The following is a 21,669-nucleotide window of genomic DNA, read 5'->3' as shown; positions in this document are numbered from 1 at the left end:
CAGACTAGATAGACAGTGATGTGATCATGAGCGAAAGGAGCATCATTCTAGTGAAAAGTATTCAAAGTCGATTATTGTTCATGCTTCTTATTTTTATTATTTTACCGTATTTTTTATCCGTGCTTTTGATTTATGGGTATACGAAGAAGAATGTGGAGCAGCACGAGCTTGAAACCAGCAGCGAACAACTGCAAAAGGCGTCTGAATCTTTGGAACAATACTTTAATGAAATAATTAACCTTCCGTATGTTTTATATCGAAATCCCGATATCTTCCGTATTTTTAAATATGGTTTTGAAAATTCTATTTATTTTAACCAACTTAAACTCGAAAAAGGTATGGAAAATTTTTATCTGATGCGAAGTGAAATTCGTCAAGTTCGATTTTATATTGCTAAGGAACAAGATTCGTTCACTGTTTATAATGCGATGGTAAGCGCCCGGAAGCATCAACCAAACTTATTGGAGCAAGATTCTATTCAGAAACTGGTGAATTCTAACTTGAATTTTGTTATTGAGCCGCCGCATCAAATCCAGAATTATAACAATGCCGCGATCATTCCCGAGTCGGACAAAACGATGGTTTTGACTATTCATCATAAAATTCTAGATGTTTTAACAAACGAATTTCTCGGCATTATCACGATTGATATCGATTTGGATAAATATGGACGGATATGTAATCGTCTCATTCAGGAGGGAGGAGGATCGGTATTGCTTACTGATTCGAGTGGTCGTGTCATATATGCAAGTGATCAAACTATAATAGGTAAGCCCATTCCTGACGATTTACAGACGCAGATAGATGGGACAGTCTATTCTTCAGATGATGATATTATCTTATCTAGAACGTTGTCGGGACCGTTAAGGCAATGGCGTTTAGTTAAGGTAACCTCTAGTCAGTTTTTATTCAATGAGGTGAGGAAAACCGCCTATACAAATATCATTGTCGGTGTGGTAGTTGTAATTTTGGGCTTATTAATGATTAGTATTATTTCCTACAAGATTACTCGTCCAATCAAGCTCCTTAGCAGGAAAGTGAGGAGAATTGAAGGTGGGAATATGGAAGTTCCTTTTGATGACAAGGGAGAAGACGAAATAGGTCATCTAGAAAAGCATATGAAGGATATGATGACTCGGATCAACCTTCACATTGAACGTGAATATAAACTGGAGATTGAGAATAGGAAGAACGAGTTCAGGGCGCTAAAGTCTCAGGTTAATCCGCACTTCTTATATAACACGTTACAGTCTATTGGTGCAGTTGCCCTGCGATCTAATTCTCCAAAGGTGTATCAATTGGTGACGTCTTTATCAAAAATGATGCGATACTCCATTCGTTCGGATCAATGGGTACCGGTTCAAAGTGAAGTAGATTATATAAAAGCGTATTGGGAACTTCAAATGGAGCGTTTTCGAACCGGTTCAAGTTACTCTATTGATATACCCGAGGCTATTCTTGATATACCAGTTCCAAGTATGATTCTACAGCCGCTCGTTGAAAATTTTTTTAAACACTGTTATGAAGAAGGTTTTTATGAAGCTCATTTGCACATTTATGGAGAAATACGAGGAGAACATTTATATCTGGTTGTAGAAAATGACGGATCTAGTATCACAAACGCAGAGTTAGAGACATTAAGAAAAAATATCTATGCGCCGGCTTATGATACACACGAACATATCGGTCTTAAAAATATTCATGACCGATTAGTTCTCAATTATGGATCGACAGCAGGAATCGAACTGGATTCCAAGCAGGGAAAAGGTTTTTCTGTTCAACTAGTTATTCCACTACTCTCAAAGGAGGAGGAACTGTATGAAAGCTCTGATCGTAGATGATGAGTTTAATGTACGAGATGTCATTCGTTCTTTAGGACAATGGCAGAACTATGGTATTACCACTGTTTTGGAAGCAAGCAATGGTGAAGAGGCAAAAGCTTTAATTAAACGTGAATGCCCGGAGATTATCTTGACAGACGTGAAAATGCCTAAAATGAGCGGCATTGAATTAATCGAGTGGTTAGACACCATATCTTATCCTGGAAAAGCAATTTTGATCACGGTGTATGACGACTATTCTTTTATGCGTAAAGCTATTCAGTGCAACAGTATCGATTATTTGTTAAAACCGATTGAAGAGGAATCGCTAAATAAAGCCTTGGCATCATCTGTTGAATGTTGGAAAAACGAAGAGGAGGAACGCCGTAAAAGAGATTCAGGTTTCTATGAAGATGTCGAAAGGTTACGTATGAACCGATTGATTACGGCAGCTTGTAACGGGGAATCTTTTGACGCTGAAGAAATGTCTTTATGTCTTCCGCAAGCTGATGCATATGACCTTACCTTAATTTCCTTTTACCAAATGCACCATTCTGATTCTTATATTGAGCTGTTAGCTAATGAGCTTTGTAATCGAGAGTGGGGGAATGCATTTTCGCTTCAGAACGACCATAATATCTGTGTGGTTATTACTGTACGTGGTCAATGGTTATCGGTAGAGGAATGGATTATCCGTCATTTTGATATCCCCGTTCGTCTTGTTAGCGAAGTTCCATTGAAATCATTTGCAGAACTACCGACATCTTTTCAATCTGCGAAAAGAGCAGTGGACGATCAAAACTTTAGAGCTATACACCGTTTGTCAAATTTGGATGACGCTCGACGCATGCATGACATTGTCGCTTATGTAGATAAGTATTATATGGAAGAGCTGAGTTTGGAAAAGCTGTCCAACCGGTTCTTCTTGAGCCGGGAACATATCTCAAGAAAATTCAAACAAGCAACAGGGATGACCCTGTCAACATACGTCATTCAACTGAGAATTGAACAAGCCAAATATTGGTTAAGTCAAACTGATGAGAAGATGTACTCGATTGCATTAAAGCTTGGATATCAGGATGAAAAATACTTTTCGAAACTATTTAAAAAAATGGTTGGTATGACACTGCTTGAGTACCGGAACTTTGCGAAGAATCGGCAAAGCGGAAAAATTTAAGATATTCCCGTTTCCACCTTATAAAACAAGATGTAGTTATAAAAAGTTATTTATTAGGGGGTGAAACAATGAAAAAAAAGGTTTTTCAAACGTTTTTGGTCGGGCTGCTTATCATATTACTTTCGGCGTGTGAGGCAAAAAATGAAACGGTGAAAAAGAAAGCGAAAAGTGCGGATCAAAAAGTCATCTTGGAAGTGCGAAATCCAAAAATCGAAATTTCTTCACAGTTTGAACAGATGGTGCTTGCTTATGAAGAAGAACACCCAGGTGTGGATATTAATATTTATACTGTAGGTGGGGCCAACGATAACCTTACTGATTTGAAAGCACTGTTTGCTGCCGGAAAAGGTCCCGACATTTTCACAATCGGTGGATATAGCCAGGCAAAACGATGGAACAAATATTTGGAGGATCTTTCTAATCAACCTTGGATTGAAAATGCATATGATAATGGGTTAGCACCAATAAAAATTAATGGGGAAATTTATGGAATGCCTGTAAACTTTGAAGGATACGGATTTATTTATAATAAGGATTTATTTGAAAATGCAGGCATTGAAACGTTACCAAAAACGACTACTGAATTGATAGCAGCGGCAGAGAAATTGAAATCGACGGGCATTACGCCTTTTGCAATCGGATATTATGAAGATTGGGTATTAAGTCATCTTTTGAATATTGCCTTTGCTCAACAGGAAGATCCGGATGCTTTTATTAAAGGCCTAAATGACGGAACGCAAAAGATTGAAAGCAATCAAAAATTCAAAGATCTAGTTAGATTATTGGACGTAACGATGAAATATGGAAACGATAATCCGTTGACTACGGATTACAACATGGCAGTAACCCTGTTTGCCACTGGGAAAACAGCGATGATTCAGCAAGGTAATTGGATTCAACCGATGATAGATCAACTAACCCCGAATATGAACATCGGATTTCTGCCAATACCAATTAATGACGATCCTAAAAATGATGCTCTGACGGTCGGTGTACCTAATTACTGGGTTATAAATAAACAAACGACCCCAGAGAAGAAGAAAGAAGCAAAGGAATTTTTAAACTGGATGGTTTCTTCAAAACAAGGCAAAAAGTTTATGACGGAACAATTCAAATTTATTCCAGCTTTTAAAAATATTGAGACGAACAATTTAGGACCGCTTGCGGAAGATATTATCCGCTACTCCAAAGCTGAGAAGACGTTATCCTTCAACTGGTTTAAATACCCTGGAGGAGTAATGGATGAATTCGGCCCTGCAATGCAAGCGTACATAGGCAAACAGCTTAATCGCGATCAATTATTGCAGGAATTTCAGAAGTCTTGGGAGAGAGCCGCGAGGAAATAATTGCTGGTGAATAATCGAATAGAGGGGGATGATTCCCCCTGTTTCTTTATACTACTGTGCGTATGGACCTGTAAACGGTGATTTCATGAAAATCAGACCAGAATATTCTAATTTTTTTCACTTGTATTTGTTTTATTTACTTTCTCAACATTTGATGATTAGGACTTCAATGTGTTTACGCCATCTTATTTCAACGAGTCCGTTATATATAAGAGTCGTGTTTCTCAGGTCGAAAGTTTTCCTTCGTTTTCCTCCAATTCCCTTCAGATTTCAGATCACTCCGGAACCCCTTTCCTTTGTCGAACCGCTAAAACGACTTCAACGATCCGGGTCTTGAACCCTAAATCATATATGCATGATGGGCACATATACCTCATCAATTTAAGACGGAATTTCAATCAATATGCGCCATATCCATACAATGTAGATCTAATTATAATAAGATATGTAAGTAAATGTCGGCGGGACTGGCATTATATTTTCAGTAAACACTCAAAATGTCTAAGAATGATTGTATCGTTGCGGGTCGTCATTTTTGATCGTTTTTTGTTCCGCTGTTTGAAAAGGAGGGATAGTGCTATACGATTGGGTTTTTTGTTTTCTGAATAATCAAAAATTTTAAAAACTATTTAGGGGGAGACAAATGAAAACGAAATTTCATGAAAAAATTGGAAAAATAGTTTTAGGCACTGTGATATTAACAAGTACTCTGATAGCAGGTACCGCATCAGCACAGCAGTCTACCTGGGATGTTCGAGATGATCACACTTCTATCTGGTCTCGTCAGCAAGCGGAGCAAGTAGCTCTGACTGAAGAGACTACAGCTCCTGTAATCGATACAGACTTTGAAAATGCTGCACCTGATGTGTGGATTTGGGATACGTGGCCTCTTCAAAACAGAGACGGTTCTCTTGCTATTATAAAGGGATACAGAGTTGCATTCGCATTAGTTGCTCCACGCACATTTGGTTGGAATGAGCGTCATACTGAAGCAAGAATCGGGATGTTCTATTCCAAAAACGGGAAAGATTGGACTTATGCCGGCATTCCATATGAGTATGATAAAGCGTATGGCCATCAGCAATGGGCTGGTTCTGCAATGTTAGATGAGGAAGGGAAAGTGCATTTCTTCTATACAGCAACAACTGATATGAATGCTAATGGTGGTAAAGAATGGAATCAACACGATTGGGTAAAAAGAGCTGAGCAGCGCCTCGCCAAGACGACGTTTGATATTAGCGCAGATAAAGATGGAGTTCATCTTACGAATGAAGGAGAGCACCAAATTATTCTTGAAGCGGACGGCGAACATTATGAAACGATTGAACAGTTCCAAAATCATGGAAATATTATCACTGCGTTCCGTGATCCGTTTTTCTTCCAAGATCCGAACACAGGGAAAGAGTACATTCTCTTTGAAGGTCAAGCAGGTTCTAACAGAAACTATTTGAAGCCGGAAAACATCGGTGACGAGGAATATCGTAATACTCATACTGTTCCGGAAGGTGCGGAAAATTACAACGGAAATATCGGAATTGCGGAAGTACTTGACGAAGATGTAACAAAACTGAAATTGTTGCCGCCACTTATCGAATCAGTTGGGGCTAACCATCAGTTAGAACGTCCACATGTTGTAGTCGACGGTGACAATTACTACTTGCTTACGATCAGCCACAAATTCACATATGCACCTGGTTTGGACGGTCCGGATGGATTGTACGGTTTTTATGGAAAAGGAGGACTACGTGCTGATTATAAACCAGTCAACAATGGCACTGGTGTTATCGTAGCTAACCCAGAGGAAAGCCCGTTCCAAGCGTATTCTTGGATGGTACTTCCGGACGGACAGACTATCAGCTTTATAAACGAACCGACAGATGAGAACGGAGTAGTGAAATATGGCGGTACATTTGCGCCTACATTGAAAGTTTCCTTTGACGGTGATAAAACTACAATAAAGAAAGAAATGGAAGTTGGAGAAATCAAACCTTTCGGACCTTATGGAAGATCTTTACGATAATTGATAAGAGCAATCCTTAATCAGGAAAATTATTTTTAGAACGAAAGGAGAAAAATATGTTTATTCGAAATAGAAAAAAAGCACTAACGACCTTCGCATTAGCTGCAACTCTTGTTGCTTCAGCAAATTTTCCGACTTTGGCGGAGGGTGCAGGCACAACTGTCAACTGGACACGTGAACAAGCATCGAAAATCCAGCAAACAGCGGATAACACAGCCCCGTATTTTAACGGAGGAGAAATAGAAAAAATGACACCGGACTATCATGTTTGGGATACATGGCCTTTGAGAAATCGTGACGGTTCCATCGCAGTTATTAATGGGTACAAAATTATCTTTTCATTAACTGCTCCGTCCAATATTTTACCAGGAAAACGTCATGATATTGCAGAAATTCGTTATTTTTACTCTAAGAATGGCCAGGACTGGGAGTTAGGCGGAACTGTGTTCCCAGAAGGAGAAGCACTTGGTTCCCGTCAATGGGCAGGTTCAGCAATGGTTGATAACGGCAAGGTGAACTTTTTCTACACCGCAACCGGGAGAAAAGGCGAAGAGCATCTTTCCTATGAACAGCGCTTGGTCAAAGCATCGGCTGACATAGAAGTATCAAAGAAAGACGGAATAACATTTTCTAACTGGTCGGATCATAAAGTGATTCTTGAACCTGAGGGTAAATATTATCAAACTATGGAAGAGGGCATGCAAGGAGATATTGCATACGCATTCCGTGACCCGTGGTTTTTTGAAGATCCGAAAACTGGAGAAGAATATATTCTCTTTGAAGGGAATTCCAATGGAACACCTGCTGAACGCATGTGTGAACCTGAGCATATCGGCTCGGAAGAATTCCGTGCCAATCATGAAGTCCCTGAGGTTTCTAAGCTACACAATGGAAGCATTGGCATTGCCAAAGCAACTAATGACGATCTGACCGAATTTGAAATTATGCCTCCTTTAGTGGAAGCAAATTGTGTTAACCAGGAACTTGAACGTCCACATATTGTAACAAAAGGAAATAAGTATTATTTGTTCACAGACACTCACTTAAATAAATTTGCACCTGGCGTTTCAGGTCCGGATGGTCTTTTTGGATTTGTATCAGATACTCTTGTGGGAGGCTATGAACCATTAAATGGAGATGGCCTAGTCATTTCAAATCCTAAAGAAAATCCTTATCAGGCTTATTCGTGGATGGTTATGCCTAACGGAACAGTCGTTAGCTTCTTGAATTTCTTTGACCTTGAAGGTAAGACCATTAATGATATTGGTCACCAACCTCATGAATGGCAATTTGAACATTTTGGAGGAACGTTGGCACCATCATTGAAAATATCCATTAATCAGGACAAGACCAAGATTGTGAAAGAACTTGAACCAGGGGTATTTAAATAGATAGTGTTGCAAGTCTATATAAAATAATAACAGCGTAGATGAGGCTGGCTCAAAAGGTCATTTAAAAATGACGTTTTAGAGTCAGCTTTTTTGATTTTTAATTTTATTTTGCATGAGAAAACCTAGAAATCTTTTATTTCAATGGTTGTTAGGCTTGTTGTTTATTTTATTTCAATGATAAGACTATTTCATGCAGTTTCTACAACATTAGCTATTATTGTTGATAGAGGATTTATCTGTATAATTTCATCCATTTGAGCGAATAACCTATGAATTAATCTGAAGTTGCGACTACGAATTCTAATTATCATATTTATTGCTTCTTGACACTCCTAACACCTTCTGGAAAAGCCGACTCTTCAATATGAAAACAATGCGGACATACTTTTCGTTCAACTTCGTGTTGAGTGATCTCAAAGAAGATTGATGGAAGGTCAAATACTTGTCGCTTTTTGATAGAGCGACTGATTCTTGTTCAAGGGATGTATAGCAGCATGAACACGCAGTCACACGATGACGAATAATCGTACCTGGTTCTTCTACTTGATGAAGAGGATGACCGACATGTCCAGGCTATCCTCCTGTTTTGTTTCCGGTTTTTCCACATAGGCTTTTCGTTTCATGCTCTTCGCCTCTAACTTTGATAACTCAAGTGTTAACAGGAAAAGGAGGGAGTAAACCTAGAAGATATAGAAAATAAAAAAACATTAAATCAGGAAGGTGGCTGAGTAGTTACGCAATTTATTAAAATAAAGAGTGATTGAGTGCAAAAGATGTGGGATGATGCGGTAACATTTTTAATCGAGCTAACTGGAAGATTTATGGAGGAAGTATATAGTTAGTGATATTAAGGGCGTTGATATGGGCGAAATAGATATTGCATTTATCATATATATTAACCCATGGTGCTAGTTGAACATTAAAGCTCAACTGCACCGGTGATCCAAAGTGTGTGTGCCATGAGAATCGCTTCTAATGATGTTTCAAAACCAGTTAGGCTATTGGCACGAATCGATGTGATTAAAAATTGCTCAACAAGTACTGAAAATATGGTTTCAATGCGTTTCCTCTTTTGCCTCATCCATATTTGTATCACTTTCGGTAAGCCAGGCTGCTTACTGTTCGACCGTAACGGTGTCCAAAGTGAAACGCTATATGTCTCTTGAAGTTTTTGTTTGAGAGTCTGACTAATATAGCCTTTATCTCCTAAGGTTACTGGATGAGGATTTTGGGCAATCAAGTCTTCAGTCACTTCAATATCATGGTAAGAACTTGGGGAAATGACATAACTGGTAATAAGCCCTTTATTGGTGACTTGAATATGTGCTTTAAATCCATAAAAGTAGGTTTCAATAGCCTCTGTCCGCCACTCCTTTAAAACGTTTAATACGTGGGATGCGAACATTATGACAAAGTGGAATTGGTAAACTATCAATGATCGTATACGCACCAACAGGCTGAGATTGGACAATTCGGTAGCGAATCCATTTGATCATCTGCAGTAAATCACGACAACGTCGATTATAACGAGAGCGCTCTGGAAACTGTGATCTCTCAAATAAATTTCCAATGATAAATCGGTGCCAGGATCTCTCTGAATAGAAGCCCAGTAACTTTCCTAAAATATGCACACTAATGATTTGTCCATCTGATTGTTTCAATAAATGTCGGTTTTTACGTTGAAATAGAGATTCTAACTTCACCAGTTCTTTTTCTACTACACCCAGAATCATTTTTAATTGTTTTTGCAGTTTTAACGGATTTTCGGTAAAATGAAAGTAACTCTTGCATCGGAAAAACTCCTTCCAAAATGGGGTTTGGTCACTTTCATTTTGGAGGATATTCCGATCAAGGGCTATTTTTATGCTTTTTTATCTAGCACCACGGGTTATATTATTATTATTCTAGTTTTAGGGTTTTTTATAAGTTATAAATATAGTTCCTATATGATAAGAAATACAGGATTGTTTTTCCCGCAATTATTTATTTCAGGAACAATAATCATGAATACTCCCGCCACTTAATTTTCTAACGAAAATTTGAAGTGGGGGTTTCTAACGTATCGACCATTTCTGAACGCTTAACGTTAGTGGAGTTGACACATTGGCGGTCTAAATACGCCCAACTCCTCTATCCCATCGGTCTTGCCTTTGGGAGTTCTTTTAATAAGCCTACTGCACCATTTTCACACGTTGTGCTAGTCATGTATCACGCATCTTCGGCTTCTCTAGGCTTGAACATTTTACGCAGCAGAGCGTCTTTTCCTGCTGCAACCTTATATGTTCAGTTTTCAATGAGCATGTACAAGGATGTACAACTATTATTATATCATTTATTACGTACTTGTGTTCGCAATAAATGATGGAAATTCACCCTCTCCCTACTTATTGGGCGATCGCCCTTCACATTCCTTGAGGAAGGGGTACTCTTTCCAAAAACGATAGATGTATTAGCAATAATAGGATGGGCGTACTTCACTTGGGGAACTAATGAATCCCGAAAATATTCATTATTGGAATATTTTCGGGATTCGTTTTGATAGTCGTAAGTGAAGCGGTATTAATTACTATTCTACTTATTAAGCGAAAAAATATGATACAAATATTCAATGACAATCTAAATAAGAATACATAGATTTTTCACTAACAGGGGCTTTAGTAAAATAACTGAGAAACTATTTTGGCAGCTGTATGCCATTTTTCAATATTCCGTAATCGGGTCTTTAATGGAATAACGAAAAAGAGCCCAATTTCTCTATTTTAATAGAGAAGGATGAGGTAAAATCCCACCTATCACTGCACCCAGGATTTGATTGCCTACAAATTCCTTCTCTGCACTAAAGTATCGCTAAGTAAAATGCTGAACGCTATTGCTTGCCCTTATCGTTTATTTAAAAACCCCTTGCTTCTTTTCGTGAAGGATCTTTGTTTCATCACGTGTTATGGATATTTTTAATGAAGGTGCAAGCACTCCACCGAAATGTTCCATTTGATATTCTGTGGATTGCTCGCCAATTTCATAAATATCTTTTTCATCCACATTAACATAATTCACAAAACTAGTTACAGTGCCATTCGGCATAACCATCCAAGAATAAGCTTGATACGGATTATCCGTTGGATTTGCGATAACTAGTCCACTTTCATTTAAAGGTTGATAACCTCCAAAGAGAGACTCTGAAGTAAATCCATATAATCCTTCTGGAGCATTAAGGCCAGATGCAAATTTCTCACTGTGTGTCTTCGCAAAAAGATAGTAGTTGTTTCCTTTTACGATTACACTTGGTCGCTCAAGTTCATCATTTACATAATTTGCTTCTAATAAAGGTGGCATCAATTCAAATTTAGATGAATCGTTATTAGCTGCTTTGGCAATTCCAATGCTGCCATTATAGGCTTTTGAACTTTCAGGGCTTACATGGTTTTGACGAAATTCGTCCGAACCAATATAGGCATGTTTATACGGCCGGTTTTCAAGTTTCCCTGCAGAATTTGCTTCAAATAAAAGATATTTCTCTCTAGTCTTCGGATCTTGGAAAAAATACGGGTCGCGGAACGCATAAGAAGTTTCTTTGTTCCCTGTTTGTTCCTTAGTTTGATAGTATTCTCCATCAGCCTCAAGAATGATTTTATGTTTAGACCAATTCTTAAATGTCACACTAGTGTTCGTCGTACTAATATCTGCAGTTGCTGTTGCTATCCGCTGGTCATAGCTTAGTTGAGTTTCATTTTTTTGTCCTGTAGCAGTGTAAAATATTTGTAATTCCCCATTTTTATGAACGATAGAAGAACCAGCCCATTGTCTAGAACCCAATGCTTTTCCATCTTTAAAAACTGGACCACCTGACTCCCATGTCTTTCCATCCTTTGAATAAAAATAATGAATTTCAGCTGTATCATGGCGTTTTCCTGGAAGCACATCTTTTGGAACTGATAGTGCGAAAATAATTTTAAAGCCGTTAACAACAGCTGGATGACCATTCATATCCTGCAGTGGCCAAGAATCCCAAATATAAGAGTCTGATGTAATTCCGACAAGCTCATCTTTATTAATTTTTGGTGCTGTATTTTGATCAGTTATTGTAAGGTTACTCACATTTTCACGTGTCCAGTCGAATGTATCTACATTTTCTTGTGCAGAAACTGAAGAAACACTTAAGCTAACAATTAGTGTTAATATAGTAGAAACTCCTATAAAGGCTGTTATAAAAGATTTGCCTTTTTTAACTTTGTTCCATTTCATGTGTGTTACCCCCCTATAAGATTTCTAGTCTTTTAAAACCAGTATAATGTATGCACGCTTCTTTACGACTTCTTTCCGGTTTTCATTTCTATTTCCTTAAAACCTCCATTTTCCGCGGGAACATTTTGTGAATTGTGACTTTTCCTTTTTAAAACGAATAAAACCCTTAAAAAAGACCTAGAACGGATAAGGATAAATCTATCAATAGGATAATAGGTTCTGATGCAAGAAAAACAGTTCCGCCGGATTTTATTTACATATATTATTATAATCGGATATATATTTTATAGATATAGCGTACATTGATTATAATTTAGTCTTAAATTGATGTCGTATATGTTCCTGGCATGTGCTTTAGAATTTAAGTCCTCAATCGCGAATTTCATTGTAGTGATGACAGGTTTTGTAAGTTTCTTTCAGTATATCGTAGTTTAGATCCCTCTTCTCTACTCCTAATGGAATGTATTGCAAGTGCAATAGGGTCAGTATTTGTATATAAATTAAACTTAACTTTTCTGCATGCTTAATCTTAGAAAAAGCTGTCCATACTGTTCCTAAAATAACACCAAGGGAGCAGTATAAAATGAATACTTTAAAGATTACAAATGATCATGGTTGGACGCCAAATGACTTACACAAATAGGAAAAAAGATTCAACTATGAAGCGATGCAGCTAGGAGGGGAAATTACAGTTCATGCTTATAAGAAGCCTGAATTTGTTGTGATTAAAATTATTGATTCAGGAAGCGGGATGACAAAAGAGCAGCTTGAACGCCTTGGCACACCTTTTTATTCTATGAAGGAAAAAGGAACAGGGATAGGATTAATGGTTTGTTATAATATTATTGAAAAATATAAGGGGAAAATTGAAGTAGAGAGTACAGTAGGAAAAGGAACGACTTTTTCCATATACATTCCTCTATATCGTTCACTTTCTAATAAATAGAAGCTTCAAAATAGGCTGCCGTAAAGCAGCCTATTTTCTCATTTTGGGAATTGATTATCGATTTTCTTATGTTTGTTTAATTATTGAGGTGTATTTTGTCCCTTTGTTGGAGAAATGGCATTTGAAAGTTCTTCTTCTGATAGAACATTTGCTGAGCCCATAGCTTCACTGTAAGGTTTTCCTTTTTGACTTCCGCTTTGACGATTTTCGCGCTTTTTTGAATTTGACATGCTGATTCACTCCTTTTAAAAATAAAGTTGTTTCGACCATAGTTTGTCAATGAGGGGATGAAATTATGCTGATTAAGCCTTGTTTATTGAAGAGTGTGGTATATTAAAAGCAAAGAAGACATGGGTAGAGGAAGTGATAAAATGACACTTAAAATTAAGGCAGTTAATATAGGAAAAACACAAAAACTGGTGTATAAAGGAAAAGAACTTCTTACAAGTATTTATAAAACACCAGTTGAAAAGAAGGTCTATTTAACAGCCCATCGTTTAGAAGGAGATGAACAAGCAGATCTTGTTCATCATGGTGGAGAAGATAAGGCGGTGTGTGTTTATCCATATGAACATTATCGTTATTGGGAAGAAAACGCAGACCTTCCTCTAGATTATGGTGCGTTCGGGGAAAATTTAACAACCTTTGGATTACTTGAAGAAAAGGTTTGCATTGGTAATATTTATCAGCTAGGAGAAGCTGTTGTGCAGGTGAGTCAGCCGAGACAACCGTGTTATAAATTAGCTGCAAAACATGGAATCGATGATTTAGCACTGCGTGTTCAGCAAACAGGATATACAGGGTTTTATTTCCGTGTGTTAACGGAAGGAGCTATTTCACAAAATTCTGTACTTCACCTTATAAAAAAGCATCCTAAAGAAGTAACCGTTTCATTTGCTAATCAGATTATGCATCATGACAAGCAAAATAAAGATGCGATTAAGTTATTATTAGAAATTGATGAGCTTTCAAGTGACTGGAAACAGACATTTTTAAAACGGTTAGCTAAAATAGAGAAAGAGTAATTTTTGCTTCATGGCATCATAATAGAAGTTTTAAGATAGTAAACATACAGCTAAGAGTAAGGGGATATGAATGTGAGTATTCTTTCAGTTGAAAATTTATCAAAAAGTTACGGGGAAAAGGTACTGTTCGATAATCTTTCTTTTACAATTTCAGAAGGTCAGCGTATCGGAATTATTGGAATAAATGGCACTGGTAAATCCACCCTATTAAAAACGATTGCTGGAATTGAAGGGAAAGAAGGCGGACAGATTACGCATGCTAATCAGTTTCGCATTGAATATTTACCTCAGGAACCAACATTTGATGAAACAGCATCAATATTAGATCAAATCTTTTATAGTGATGCGCCGATTATGCAGATTCAAAGGCAGTATGAAAGATCATTAAGCGAACTTGAAAGCGATCCAAACAACGAGAAGAAACAGGAGAGCTTATTTGCCCTACAGCAAAAAATGGACAGTTTAAATGCGTGGGAAGCAAATGCGGCAGCAAAATCAATTTTAACACGTCTTGGGATTACTGATTTTACAAAATCGATTCAGGAGCTTTCTGGGGGACAGCGAAAACGGGTAGCACTTGCTCGGGCGTTAATTCAACCATCTGATTTATTAATTTTAGATGAGCCGACCAACCATATTGATAATGAAACGGTTGAATGGTTAGAGCGTTATTTAGCGCAGTATAGAGGTGCTCTTTTAATGGTTACGCACGACCGCTATTTCTTAAATCGCGTGACGAACCGCATCTTTGAACTTGATCGCGGCAATCTTTATAGTTATGACGGCAATTACGAATATTTTCTTGAGAAAAAAGCCGAACGTATTGAACAAGAACAATCATCGGAACAAAAACGCCAAAATATTTTACGCCGCGAGTTAGCGTGGCTTCACCGCGGCGCAAAGGCACGAACAACGAAACAAAAAGCGCGTATTCAGCGTGTAGAAGCATTAAAGGAACAAAAAAGTGACCTTAGCAATGACAAAATTGAAATGGCGATTGGTTCAAGCCGACTTGGGAAAAAAGTCATTGAAGTCAACGAAATTAGTAAGTCTTATGATAATCGTCCTTTAATAAAAGATTTTACTTATATTGTAATGCCAAATGATCGACTTGGTATTATTGGCCCAAATGGAAGTGGAAAGTCTACTTTATTAAATATGCTTGCCGGAAGAGTGCAGCCAGATAGCGGTACAATTGACACCGGTTCAACTGTCAACATTGCTTACTATACACAGAATAGCATTGAGATGGATGAAACGATGCGTGTATTAGAGTATATTAAAGAAGGCGCCGAAGTGATTTATACGAAGGATGGTCATGCGATTACAGCGGCACAAATGCTTGAGCGATTCTTATTTCCACCGCATATGCACTGGACAATGATTTCAAAATTGTCAGGTGGAGAACGACGCAGATTGTATTTGCTTCGTATTTTAATGGGGGAGCCTAATGTGCTATTTTTAGATGAACCGACAAATGATCTTGATACCGAGACACTAGCCATTCTTGAAGATTATTTAGAAAGCTTTCCTGGTGCGGTTATTACGGTTTCACATGACCGTTACTTTTTAGATCGTGTTGTTCATCATGTTTTTGCTTTTGAAGGAAACGGGAAAATTCGAGATTTTATTGGGACTTATTCAGAATATCTTGAAGTTCGAAAGCTTGAAAAAGAAACAGAACTATTAGAGGAAAAAGAAGAAAAGAAAGCTCAAGTTGAAATCGAAAAACCACAGCCTGCAGGTAATAAAACCCGAAAATTATCTTTTAAAGAAAAGCGTGAATGGGAAGAAGTGAATGAGAAAATCCCATTCTTAGAAGAAAAAATTGAAAAATTAAAAGAGGAAATTAGTACATCGGGCAGTGATTACGGAAAAGTGCAGGATCTTTTTAGAGAGCAGCAGCAAGCAGAAGAAGAGTTGGAAACAGTAATTGAACGCTGGGCAGAGCTTTCGGAAATTATTGAAGAAATTGAAGAACAAAAAGGGAAAGCTTAAGGTTTTGAACCTTAAGCTTTTTTGTTGTAAGAGCATTATGAGTCTTTAAATTAATGGGCGACGGACTTCGCGATTCGCTTGATCCCCGGATGAAAAATTAAAAAAGCAGCTGCTGCAAAATCTCTTTTAACTATACAAAGCCCATGAAGAAATTTAAATTAACTTCGTGGGTTTTTATATTGAATTTAATCAAATGAAAGTAACTTTAAACGTAAAAGACTATCTTAATTTCTTAGTTAATGGCTTGCAATGCAGTATGTTCAGTTTGTTAAGTTATATGAACTGTGGTAATATCTTAGTAAATATTGTGATCGTGATCTTTAAATAATTTCGATCTTGAATGGTGTAAGAGATTACCTATTATTTTTTAGAGAAAGATAAATAGTTTTAAGGTGTATTAAGGGAGGAAGTATTAATGGCAAGAAGTGAAATACAAACTGAACGAATGATCAATTATTTTATTGATGCAACAGCTAAATTAATAAAAGAAGAAGGAATTAAAAATATTAGTATAAGAAAAATTGCAAAGGAAGCAGGATACACAAGTTCTACAATTTATAATTATTTTTCAGAAGTTTCTCATCTCATCTTTTTTGCAGGAATGCGTTTTGTAGAAAGCTATATTGAAGATTTACCTAAATATAGTGCAAGAGCAAAAGATCCATTAGAAAAATATTTATCAGGGTGGGAATGTTTTTGTGACCATTCATTTAAGGAACCTGAATTATATCATGCTATATTTATTGCAGATCTAGGAGAACATCCGGAAGAACTTTTAAAATATTACTCTTCAATGTATAAGTTTGATACTATTCAACTTGATGAAGAATTAGAGATAATTTTTACTGAGCAAAATCTAAGTAAAAGAAGTAAAGAAGTTCTAGAAAAATATGCAGAAAAAGGTGTATTTAAAAAAGAAGATATTGAAAAACTTAATGAAATTACAATCTTGATATGGCAAGGAATGATTATATCTCTTCTTAACAATCGAGTAAATTATACGCCTGAAGAAGCTTCAAGAAAGACGATGGAATATATACGAGATATAACATTCAATGCTGCAAATATAGATCCTATAATAAAAGATTAAAGTAGTATTATTAAATTGAGTTACCACTCAACAAAAATAATTAATATTAAAAAAGGGTAAAAAACACTATTTGTTTTTTACCCTTTTTTAATATTTACAAAAATTACAAAACGGATTATACTCCAATTAATAAATCGTGATCATAATAATATCGAGATTTATTATAAACGTTTTCAAAAAAGAGTGCGGAGTTTTTTGTGACCATTGAAACTTTGGAATTAACAAACGTTTATTATGAAGGGGGTAAATGTGACGTTAAATAACAATGACAGACCAATCAAGCTCGGCATGCACACCTACACCCTGCACTTTTTCGGTTTGGGAGAAAGCTGGGGATTTGGAAAGGACTATGCATTTCCTCAGACTATGAATCTGATGGAGCTGATGGATTATGCAGTCGAATGGGGGCTGGACGGCCTGCAAATCACAAAGGTGGATTTGCAGAATACGGAACCGGCACATCTTGCAAAGATCAAGGCTGCTGCTGAAGAACGCGATCTGTTTCTGGAGTTCAACGCTTCGTTCGATGCACCCAGTGATTCGCGGGTAAACTGCACTGTACGGGAAGCGCTGCAAATCGCCAAGGCAATTGGCTCCGATCTGGCAAAGTTCAGTCTTGATGTGAAGCGCCCGCGCCCCTACTACGCTACCTGCTTCCATCCGAATGTTATGCGGCAGCTTGCCGTCCGCTATGAAGAATTCAAAGAAGCGCTGCCTCTAGTCGAAGAGCTTGGCCTGAAAGTGGCGATTGAAAATCACTGCGACACCTATGCAGATGAGGTGATCTGGCTTGTCGATCAGATCGACAAGCCAATGATTGGCACCTGCCTGGACACAGTCAACTCCATCTCCGTCACAGAGAGCCCGGAGGAATCGGTGAAGAAGCTCGCGTCCCGTGCGTTCTGCTGCCATTTCTGTGACAATGCGCTGGTGATCGATCCTCTTGGTGCACACTGGATCGGCGTTCCACACGGTACCGGCGATATCGACCTGCCGAAGGTTCTTAAGGTGCTGAGAGAGCAATCTACACTGGATCGCGTCATTTTTGAGAATGAAATTCCCTTCCTTCGTCCGGATGAACCGCTGGAAGAGGCGAGAAAAAGAGAGCTTCAGGCTTGCAAGGAGAGCATCGCATATCTGAGAAATGTGCTGAAGGTTGGTGTCAGAAATCGCTGAGCGCGCTTCTGAAGGTCTATCAAATGACCCCGGAACCGGTACGCTAACATATAAACTATCAAAGTGAGGCAGAAAACAGCTTTTGTTTTCCTGCCTCTTTTTTTGTTCAAATTTAAGGCGAGATAATACTAAAATAATCGAAAAAATTTTATTTTTAGATATTTACAAAAACTAAAAAACGAATTATACTGTGGTTAGGAAATCGAGATCATAAAAATATCACGATCTTTAAAAGCATTTTCAAAGGCGTTGATGTAGAAGATAGTCTAGTAAACATTGAAAATTAATCTTAAAAATTAACAAACGTTTATTATGAGAGGAGTAATGAAAATGGTTCATGCAATTAACGAAAAGAGTATTAAAGGTGCTGCAAAGACAAAGCAGTTGGTGATTGATTCGGATGTTCATTCTTATTTAAATTCACTTAATGACCTTGTACCATATTGTGATGAGTCTCTTCAAAAGCGTTTAAATATTGGTAAATTTAAAAAACAAGCATTTGAAGGCAAATTAATCTCTGCAGCAGAATTTCGCTTCCCAGAATGTAGATATATCAACCCAGTTTCGGTTGTACGTGGAGATGCTTTTTCACCCGAAGGGGCGATCCCAGGTTCTGATCCTGCATTTGTAGCGAAAGATTTGTTTGACCGTTCAAACACACAATATGGCATTTTGAATTCATGTAATGCAACAATGGGTGCTTTTCACAATATAGATATCGCTAACGGATTTAATACAGCTTTTAATGATTGGCAATATGAGAATTGGATTGAAAAAGACAGCAGGTATAAGATGTCTATGCTTGTATCACCTCTTGATCCTGCGGCGGCAGTAAAGGAGATTGAAAGAGTCGGGAAAAAACCAGGAGTTGTAGCAGTTAATTTACAAACGACGACTACTCCATTTGGCAATAGAAATTTATATCCTATTTATGAAGCTGCGGAACACTATGGACTGCAAATGCTTATACACCCGGATTCTGAGGCGTCAGGGGAGAACGGCCCGGCACAAGCAGTAGGTCCGGCATCAACTTACATGGAATGGCATACTTGTTTAGGATTTAATGCGCAAAGAAATATTGTGAGTTTAGTTTGTGAAGGGGTTTTTGAGAAGTTCCCTAAACTAAAATTTGTATTTGTCGAATATGGTGTCGCTGGGATTGTGCCGCTTTTGTGGAGAATAGATAAAAATTGGAAGACGCTTCGTGAGGAAGTACCTTGGCTAAAAGAATTGCCTAGCGAATACATTAAAAGAAATGTCCGCTTAGGAACGCAGCCAATTGAAGAACCGTATCGTCCTAAAGATTTATTAGAAATCATTCAAATGGCTGGGATTGAGGATATGCTTCTTTACTGCAGTGATTATCCACACTGGGATGGAGATGAAGCAGATCGGGTATTCAATACGTTTCCGAAAGAATTAAAAAATAAGATCTTTTATGAAAACGCTTTAAATACGTATCATTTCACTCGATAATAGAAAGGAGAATGAAAAATGGATGAATTAAAAAGTGTTACCGTTTGTCCATCAGAGGATTTACAACCTGGTCAACGACAATTAGTAAAAGTGGATGGATCAGAAATTGCTATCTTTAATCTTAACGGCCGGCTATATGCCGTGCGAAATAAATGTCCCCATCAGGGAGTGTCCATGATATATGGCTCGATCGATGGAGCGATGTTACCAAGTGATCCTCATACGTATCAATATGGAAAACATAATGAGGTGTTACGCTGTCCTTTACATGGATGGGGATTTGATATTAAAACAGGGGAATCTTTGTTTGATGCAGAAAAATGTAAATTAAAGACTTATGATGTGCGTCAAGAAGGAAATTCTATTGTTCTGTATCTTAATAAAGAGCCAAAAACCGTTTCATTAATTGAAACTAATGCTTGTTTTGTATCTTAAAAAAATAAAATTTTTTTATTGTCGCAATATGATCATGATCATATTTGTATCGTGATCATATTGTGCGAAATATTGGAGAGGAGAAAAGCGAACCAGAATGGCTAAATATACGATCGTAGATAAAGAAACTTGTATTGCTTGTGGAGCATGTGGTGCTGCAGCTCCTGAAATTTATGATTACGATGAAGAGGGTGTTGCGTTTGTTACATTAGATAATAATGCCGGAACAGCCAGCATACCTGATGAATTTGAGGAAGATATGATTGATGCTTTTGAAGGGTGTCCAACTGAATCTATTAAAGTAGCTTCAGTACCTTTTGATGGTAACCCTTGCAAAGCTGGATAACAATCTCTAAATACCTTATCAGTGAGGGTTTTTGCAACATAAATTAATGAAATGATAGGGAGAGAAAAAATTGGGGAAAAGTGATTTGTTAAAGTCAATTCCATCACACATGAAAGCTGTAGTTGTAACAGAATATGGAGGATTAGAAAAGCTTGAGGAGCGGAAAATACCTGTACCAATTCCTAAAAAAGATGAGGTGCTGGTAAAAATATATGCTTGTGCTGTGAATAATTCAGATATTTTAATGCGTGAAGGTGGTTACGGCACTGATACGACATCAAGCGAAAAAGCAGGTTGGAAACGAGAGGCGATCTCTTTTCCGCGTATTCCTGGAACAGATGTTGCAGGTGAAATCGTAGCTGCAGGTGGAAATGTCGATCCAGCATGTGTGGGAGAAAAGGTAGTATTATTTCCTTTTATATCTTCTGGATCTGATGGTTTAGAACATATGGCAGAAGATATAACGTTAATGAGCTCTGAGCGTGATGGCGGCTATGCTGAATATGTTGCATGGCCAAAGGAATTGTGCAGACCAATGCCGCTGTCTAGTTATGTTGAAAGTTCTTCTTTTATTGTTAGCTGTTTTACTGCATGGCATATGCTTGAAAAAAGTAAAGTGCTTCCTGGGGAAAAAGTTCTTATTACAGGAGCTACCGGCGGCGTTGGTTCCTATGCGGTTCAAATAGCAGCAAACGTATTTGGTGCAGAAGTTATTGCTTTAGCAAGAGATCTATCTTTTAAAGAAAAAATGATCGAACTAGGAGCAAATGAAGTTTTATCCTACAAATCAACAACTTTAGCAGACGATATTTTAAAGGCTGCGGATGGCGAGATTGATGTTGTATTGGATGTCGTGGGCGATCCTTTATTTTCGACTTGTTTGAAAGTACTGAGGAATGGGGGGCGTTTAGCAATATCTGGTGCTGTAGGTGGGGCGGTTACACAGCTTGATATTCGTACAGTTTATTTAAAACATCTTTCAATAATAGGGTGTACGTTAGGTACTCGGAAAGAATTCAATTACATGTTAGCTGCGATTCGTGAAGGGAAAGTTCAACCTCTTATTGATAAGGTTTTTCCATTAGAAAAAGCGCGAGATGCTCAAGAATACTTTAAAAGATCAGAAAAATTCGGGAAAGTCATCTTGCAAAATGAAACGAAGATTTAGTTCATACTTAAGG

At 37.6% G+C, this 21,669-nt stretch carries 16 protein-coding genes and 2 pseudogenes; 14 read left to right on the top strand and 4 right to left on the bottom strand.

Annotated elements, in window-relative coordinates:
* Positions 1–50 precede the first annotated feature (50 nt).
* The 5 genes from DS031_RS04585 to DS031_RS04565 all read left to right on the top strand — a co-directional run bounded on the left by DS031_RS04585 (position 51) and on the right by DS031_RS04565 (position 7,754).
* Positions 51–1,841, top strand: a complete 1,791-nt coding sequence (locus DS031_RS04585; RefSeq protein WP_113804754.1) for a sensor histidine kinase — start codon at positions 51–53, stop codon at positions 1,839–1,841.
* Positions 1,819–2,997, top strand: a complete 1,179-nt coding sequence (locus tag DS031_RS04580) for a response regulator transcription factor (RefSeq protein WP_113804753.1) — start codon at positions 1,819–1,821, stop codon at positions 2,995–2,997. Before DS031_RS04585 ends, DS031_RS04580 begins: the two co-directional genes overlap by 23 nt.
* A gap of 68 nt (positions 2,998–3,065) precedes the next feature.
* Positions 3,066–4,343, top strand: coding sequence for an ABC transporter substrate-binding protein (locus tag DS031_RS04575; RefSeq protein WP_113804752.1), 1,278 nt, complete (start codon positions 3,066–3,068; stop codon positions 4,341–4,343).
* 643 nt (positions 4,344–4,986) lie between these two features.
* Complete coding sequence (locus tag DS031_RS04570) at positions 4,987–6,363, top strand: glycoside hydrolase family 68 protein (protein WP_113804751.1); 1,377 nt, start codon at positions 4,987–4,989, stop codon at positions 6,361–6,363.
* Positions 6,364–6,419: 56 nt separating this feature from the next.
* Positions 6,420–7,754 carry a glycoside hydrolase family 68 protein gene (locus DS031_RS04565; RefSeq protein WP_113804750.1) on the top strand — a complete coding sequence of 445 codons (1,335 nt, stop codon included), beginning with the start codon at positions 6,420–6,422 and terminating at the stop codon, positions 7,752–7,754.
* 188 nt (positions 7,755–7,942) lie between these two features.
* Here the strand turns inward: DS031_RS04565 and DS031_RS24615 are convergent.
* The 3 genes and pseudogenes from DS031_RS24615 to DS031_RS04555 all read right to left on the bottom strand — a co-directional run.
* Positions 7,943–8,077 (bottom strand): annotated as a pseudogene (locus DS031_RS24615) (AAA family ATPase); the annotation flags it as partial.
* 596 nt (positions 8,078–8,673) lie between these two features.
* Positions 8,674–9,487: pseudogene (locus DS031_RS04560) on the bottom strand (IS982 family transposase).
* Positions 9,488–10,640: 1,153 nt separating this feature from the next.
* Positions 10,641–11,996 carry a glycoside hydrolase family 68 protein gene (locus DS031_RS04555; RefSeq protein ID WP_113804749.1) on the bottom strand — a complete coding sequence of 452 codons (1,356 nt, stop codon included), beginning with the start codon at positions 11,994–11,996 and terminating at the stop codon, positions 10,641–10,643.
* Between the two features lie 667 nt (positions 11,997–12,663).
* Here DS031_RS04555 and DS031_RS04550 point away from each other — a divergent pair.
* Positions 12,664–12,942, top strand: a complete 279-nt coding sequence (locus DS031_RS04550) for a sensor histidine kinase (RefSeq protein WP_113804748.1) — start codon at positions 12,664–12,666, stop codon at positions 12,940–12,942.
* Positions 12,943–13,022: 80 nt separating this feature from the next.
* Here DS031_RS04550 and DS031_RS23515 read toward each other — a convergent pair whose 3' ends face one another.
* Entirely contained in the window at positions 13,023–13,172 is a 150-nt protein-coding gene (locus DS031_RS23515; protein ID WP_181833014.1) for a hypothetical protein, read from the bottom strand.
* A 141-nt stretch (positions 13,173–13,313) separates the two neighbouring features.
* Here DS031_RS23515 and DS031_RS04545 point away from each other — a divergent pair, with 141 nt between their 5' ends.
* The 8 genes from DS031_RS04545 (at position 13,314) to DS031_RS04510 (ending at position 21,656) form a co-directional block, all read left to right on the top strand.
* Positions 13,314–13,967: an MOSC domain-containing protein gene (locus DS031_RS04545; protein WP_113804747.1), complete on the top strand. Its 654-nt coding sequence runs from the start codon at positions 13,314–13,316 to the stop codon at positions 13,965–13,967.
* Positions 13,968–14,039: 72 nt separating this feature from the next.
* Positions 14,040–15,965: an ABC-F family ATP-binding cassette domain-containing protein gene (locus tag DS031_RS04540; protein WP_113804746.1), complete on the top strand. Its 1,926-nt coding sequence runs from the start codon at positions 14,040–14,042 to the stop codon at positions 15,963–15,965.
* 415 nt (positions 15,966–16,380) lie between these two features.
* Positions 16,381–17,055 carry a TetR/AcrR family transcriptional regulator gene (locus tag DS031_RS04535; protein WP_113804745.1) on the top strand — a complete coding sequence of 225 codons (675 nt, stop codon included), beginning with the start codon at positions 16,381–16,383 and terminating at the stop codon, positions 17,053–17,055.
* A gap of 249 nt (positions 17,056–17,304) precedes the next feature.
* Entirely contained in the window at positions 17,305–18,231 is a 927-nt protein-coding gene (locus tag DS031_RS04530) for a sugar phosphate isomerase/epimerase family protein (RefSeq protein ID WP_220182073.1), read from the top strand.
* A 330-nt stretch (positions 18,232–18,561) separates the two neighbouring features.
* Positions 18,562–19,707: an amidohydrolase family protein gene (locus DS031_RS04525; protein WP_181833013.1), complete on the top strand. Its 1,146-nt coding sequence runs from the start codon at positions 18,562–18,564 to the stop codon at positions 19,705–19,707.
* A gap of 18 nt (positions 19,708–19,725) precedes the next feature.
* Entirely contained in the window at positions 19,726–20,142 is a 417-nt protein-coding gene (locus tag DS031_RS04520) for a Rieske (2Fe-2S) protein (protein WP_113804742.1), read from the top strand.
* A gap of 97 nt (positions 20,143–20,239) precedes the next feature.
* Positions 20,240–20,488: a ferredoxin gene (locus tag DS031_RS04515; protein WP_113804741.1), complete on the top strand. Its 249-nt coding sequence runs from the start codon at positions 20,240–20,242 to the stop codon at positions 20,486–20,488.
* Positions 20,489–20,558: 70 nt separating this feature from the next.
* Positions 20,559–21,656: a zinc-binding dehydrogenase gene (locus tag DS031_RS04510; RefSeq protein ID WP_342767227.1), complete on the top strand. Its 1,098-nt coding sequence runs from the start codon at positions 20,559–20,561 to the stop codon at positions 21,654–21,656.
* Positions 21,657–21,669: the final 13 nt, after the last annotated feature.

This window comes from Bacillus taeanensis (genome assembly GCF_003318295.1).
Lineage (GTDB): Bacteria > Bacillota > Bacilli > Bacillales > UBA6769 > Maribacillus > Maribacillus taeanensis.
The sequence above is the reverse complement of the archived record's forward strand: the minus strand, read 5'-3'. Positions and strand labels throughout refer to the sequence as shown.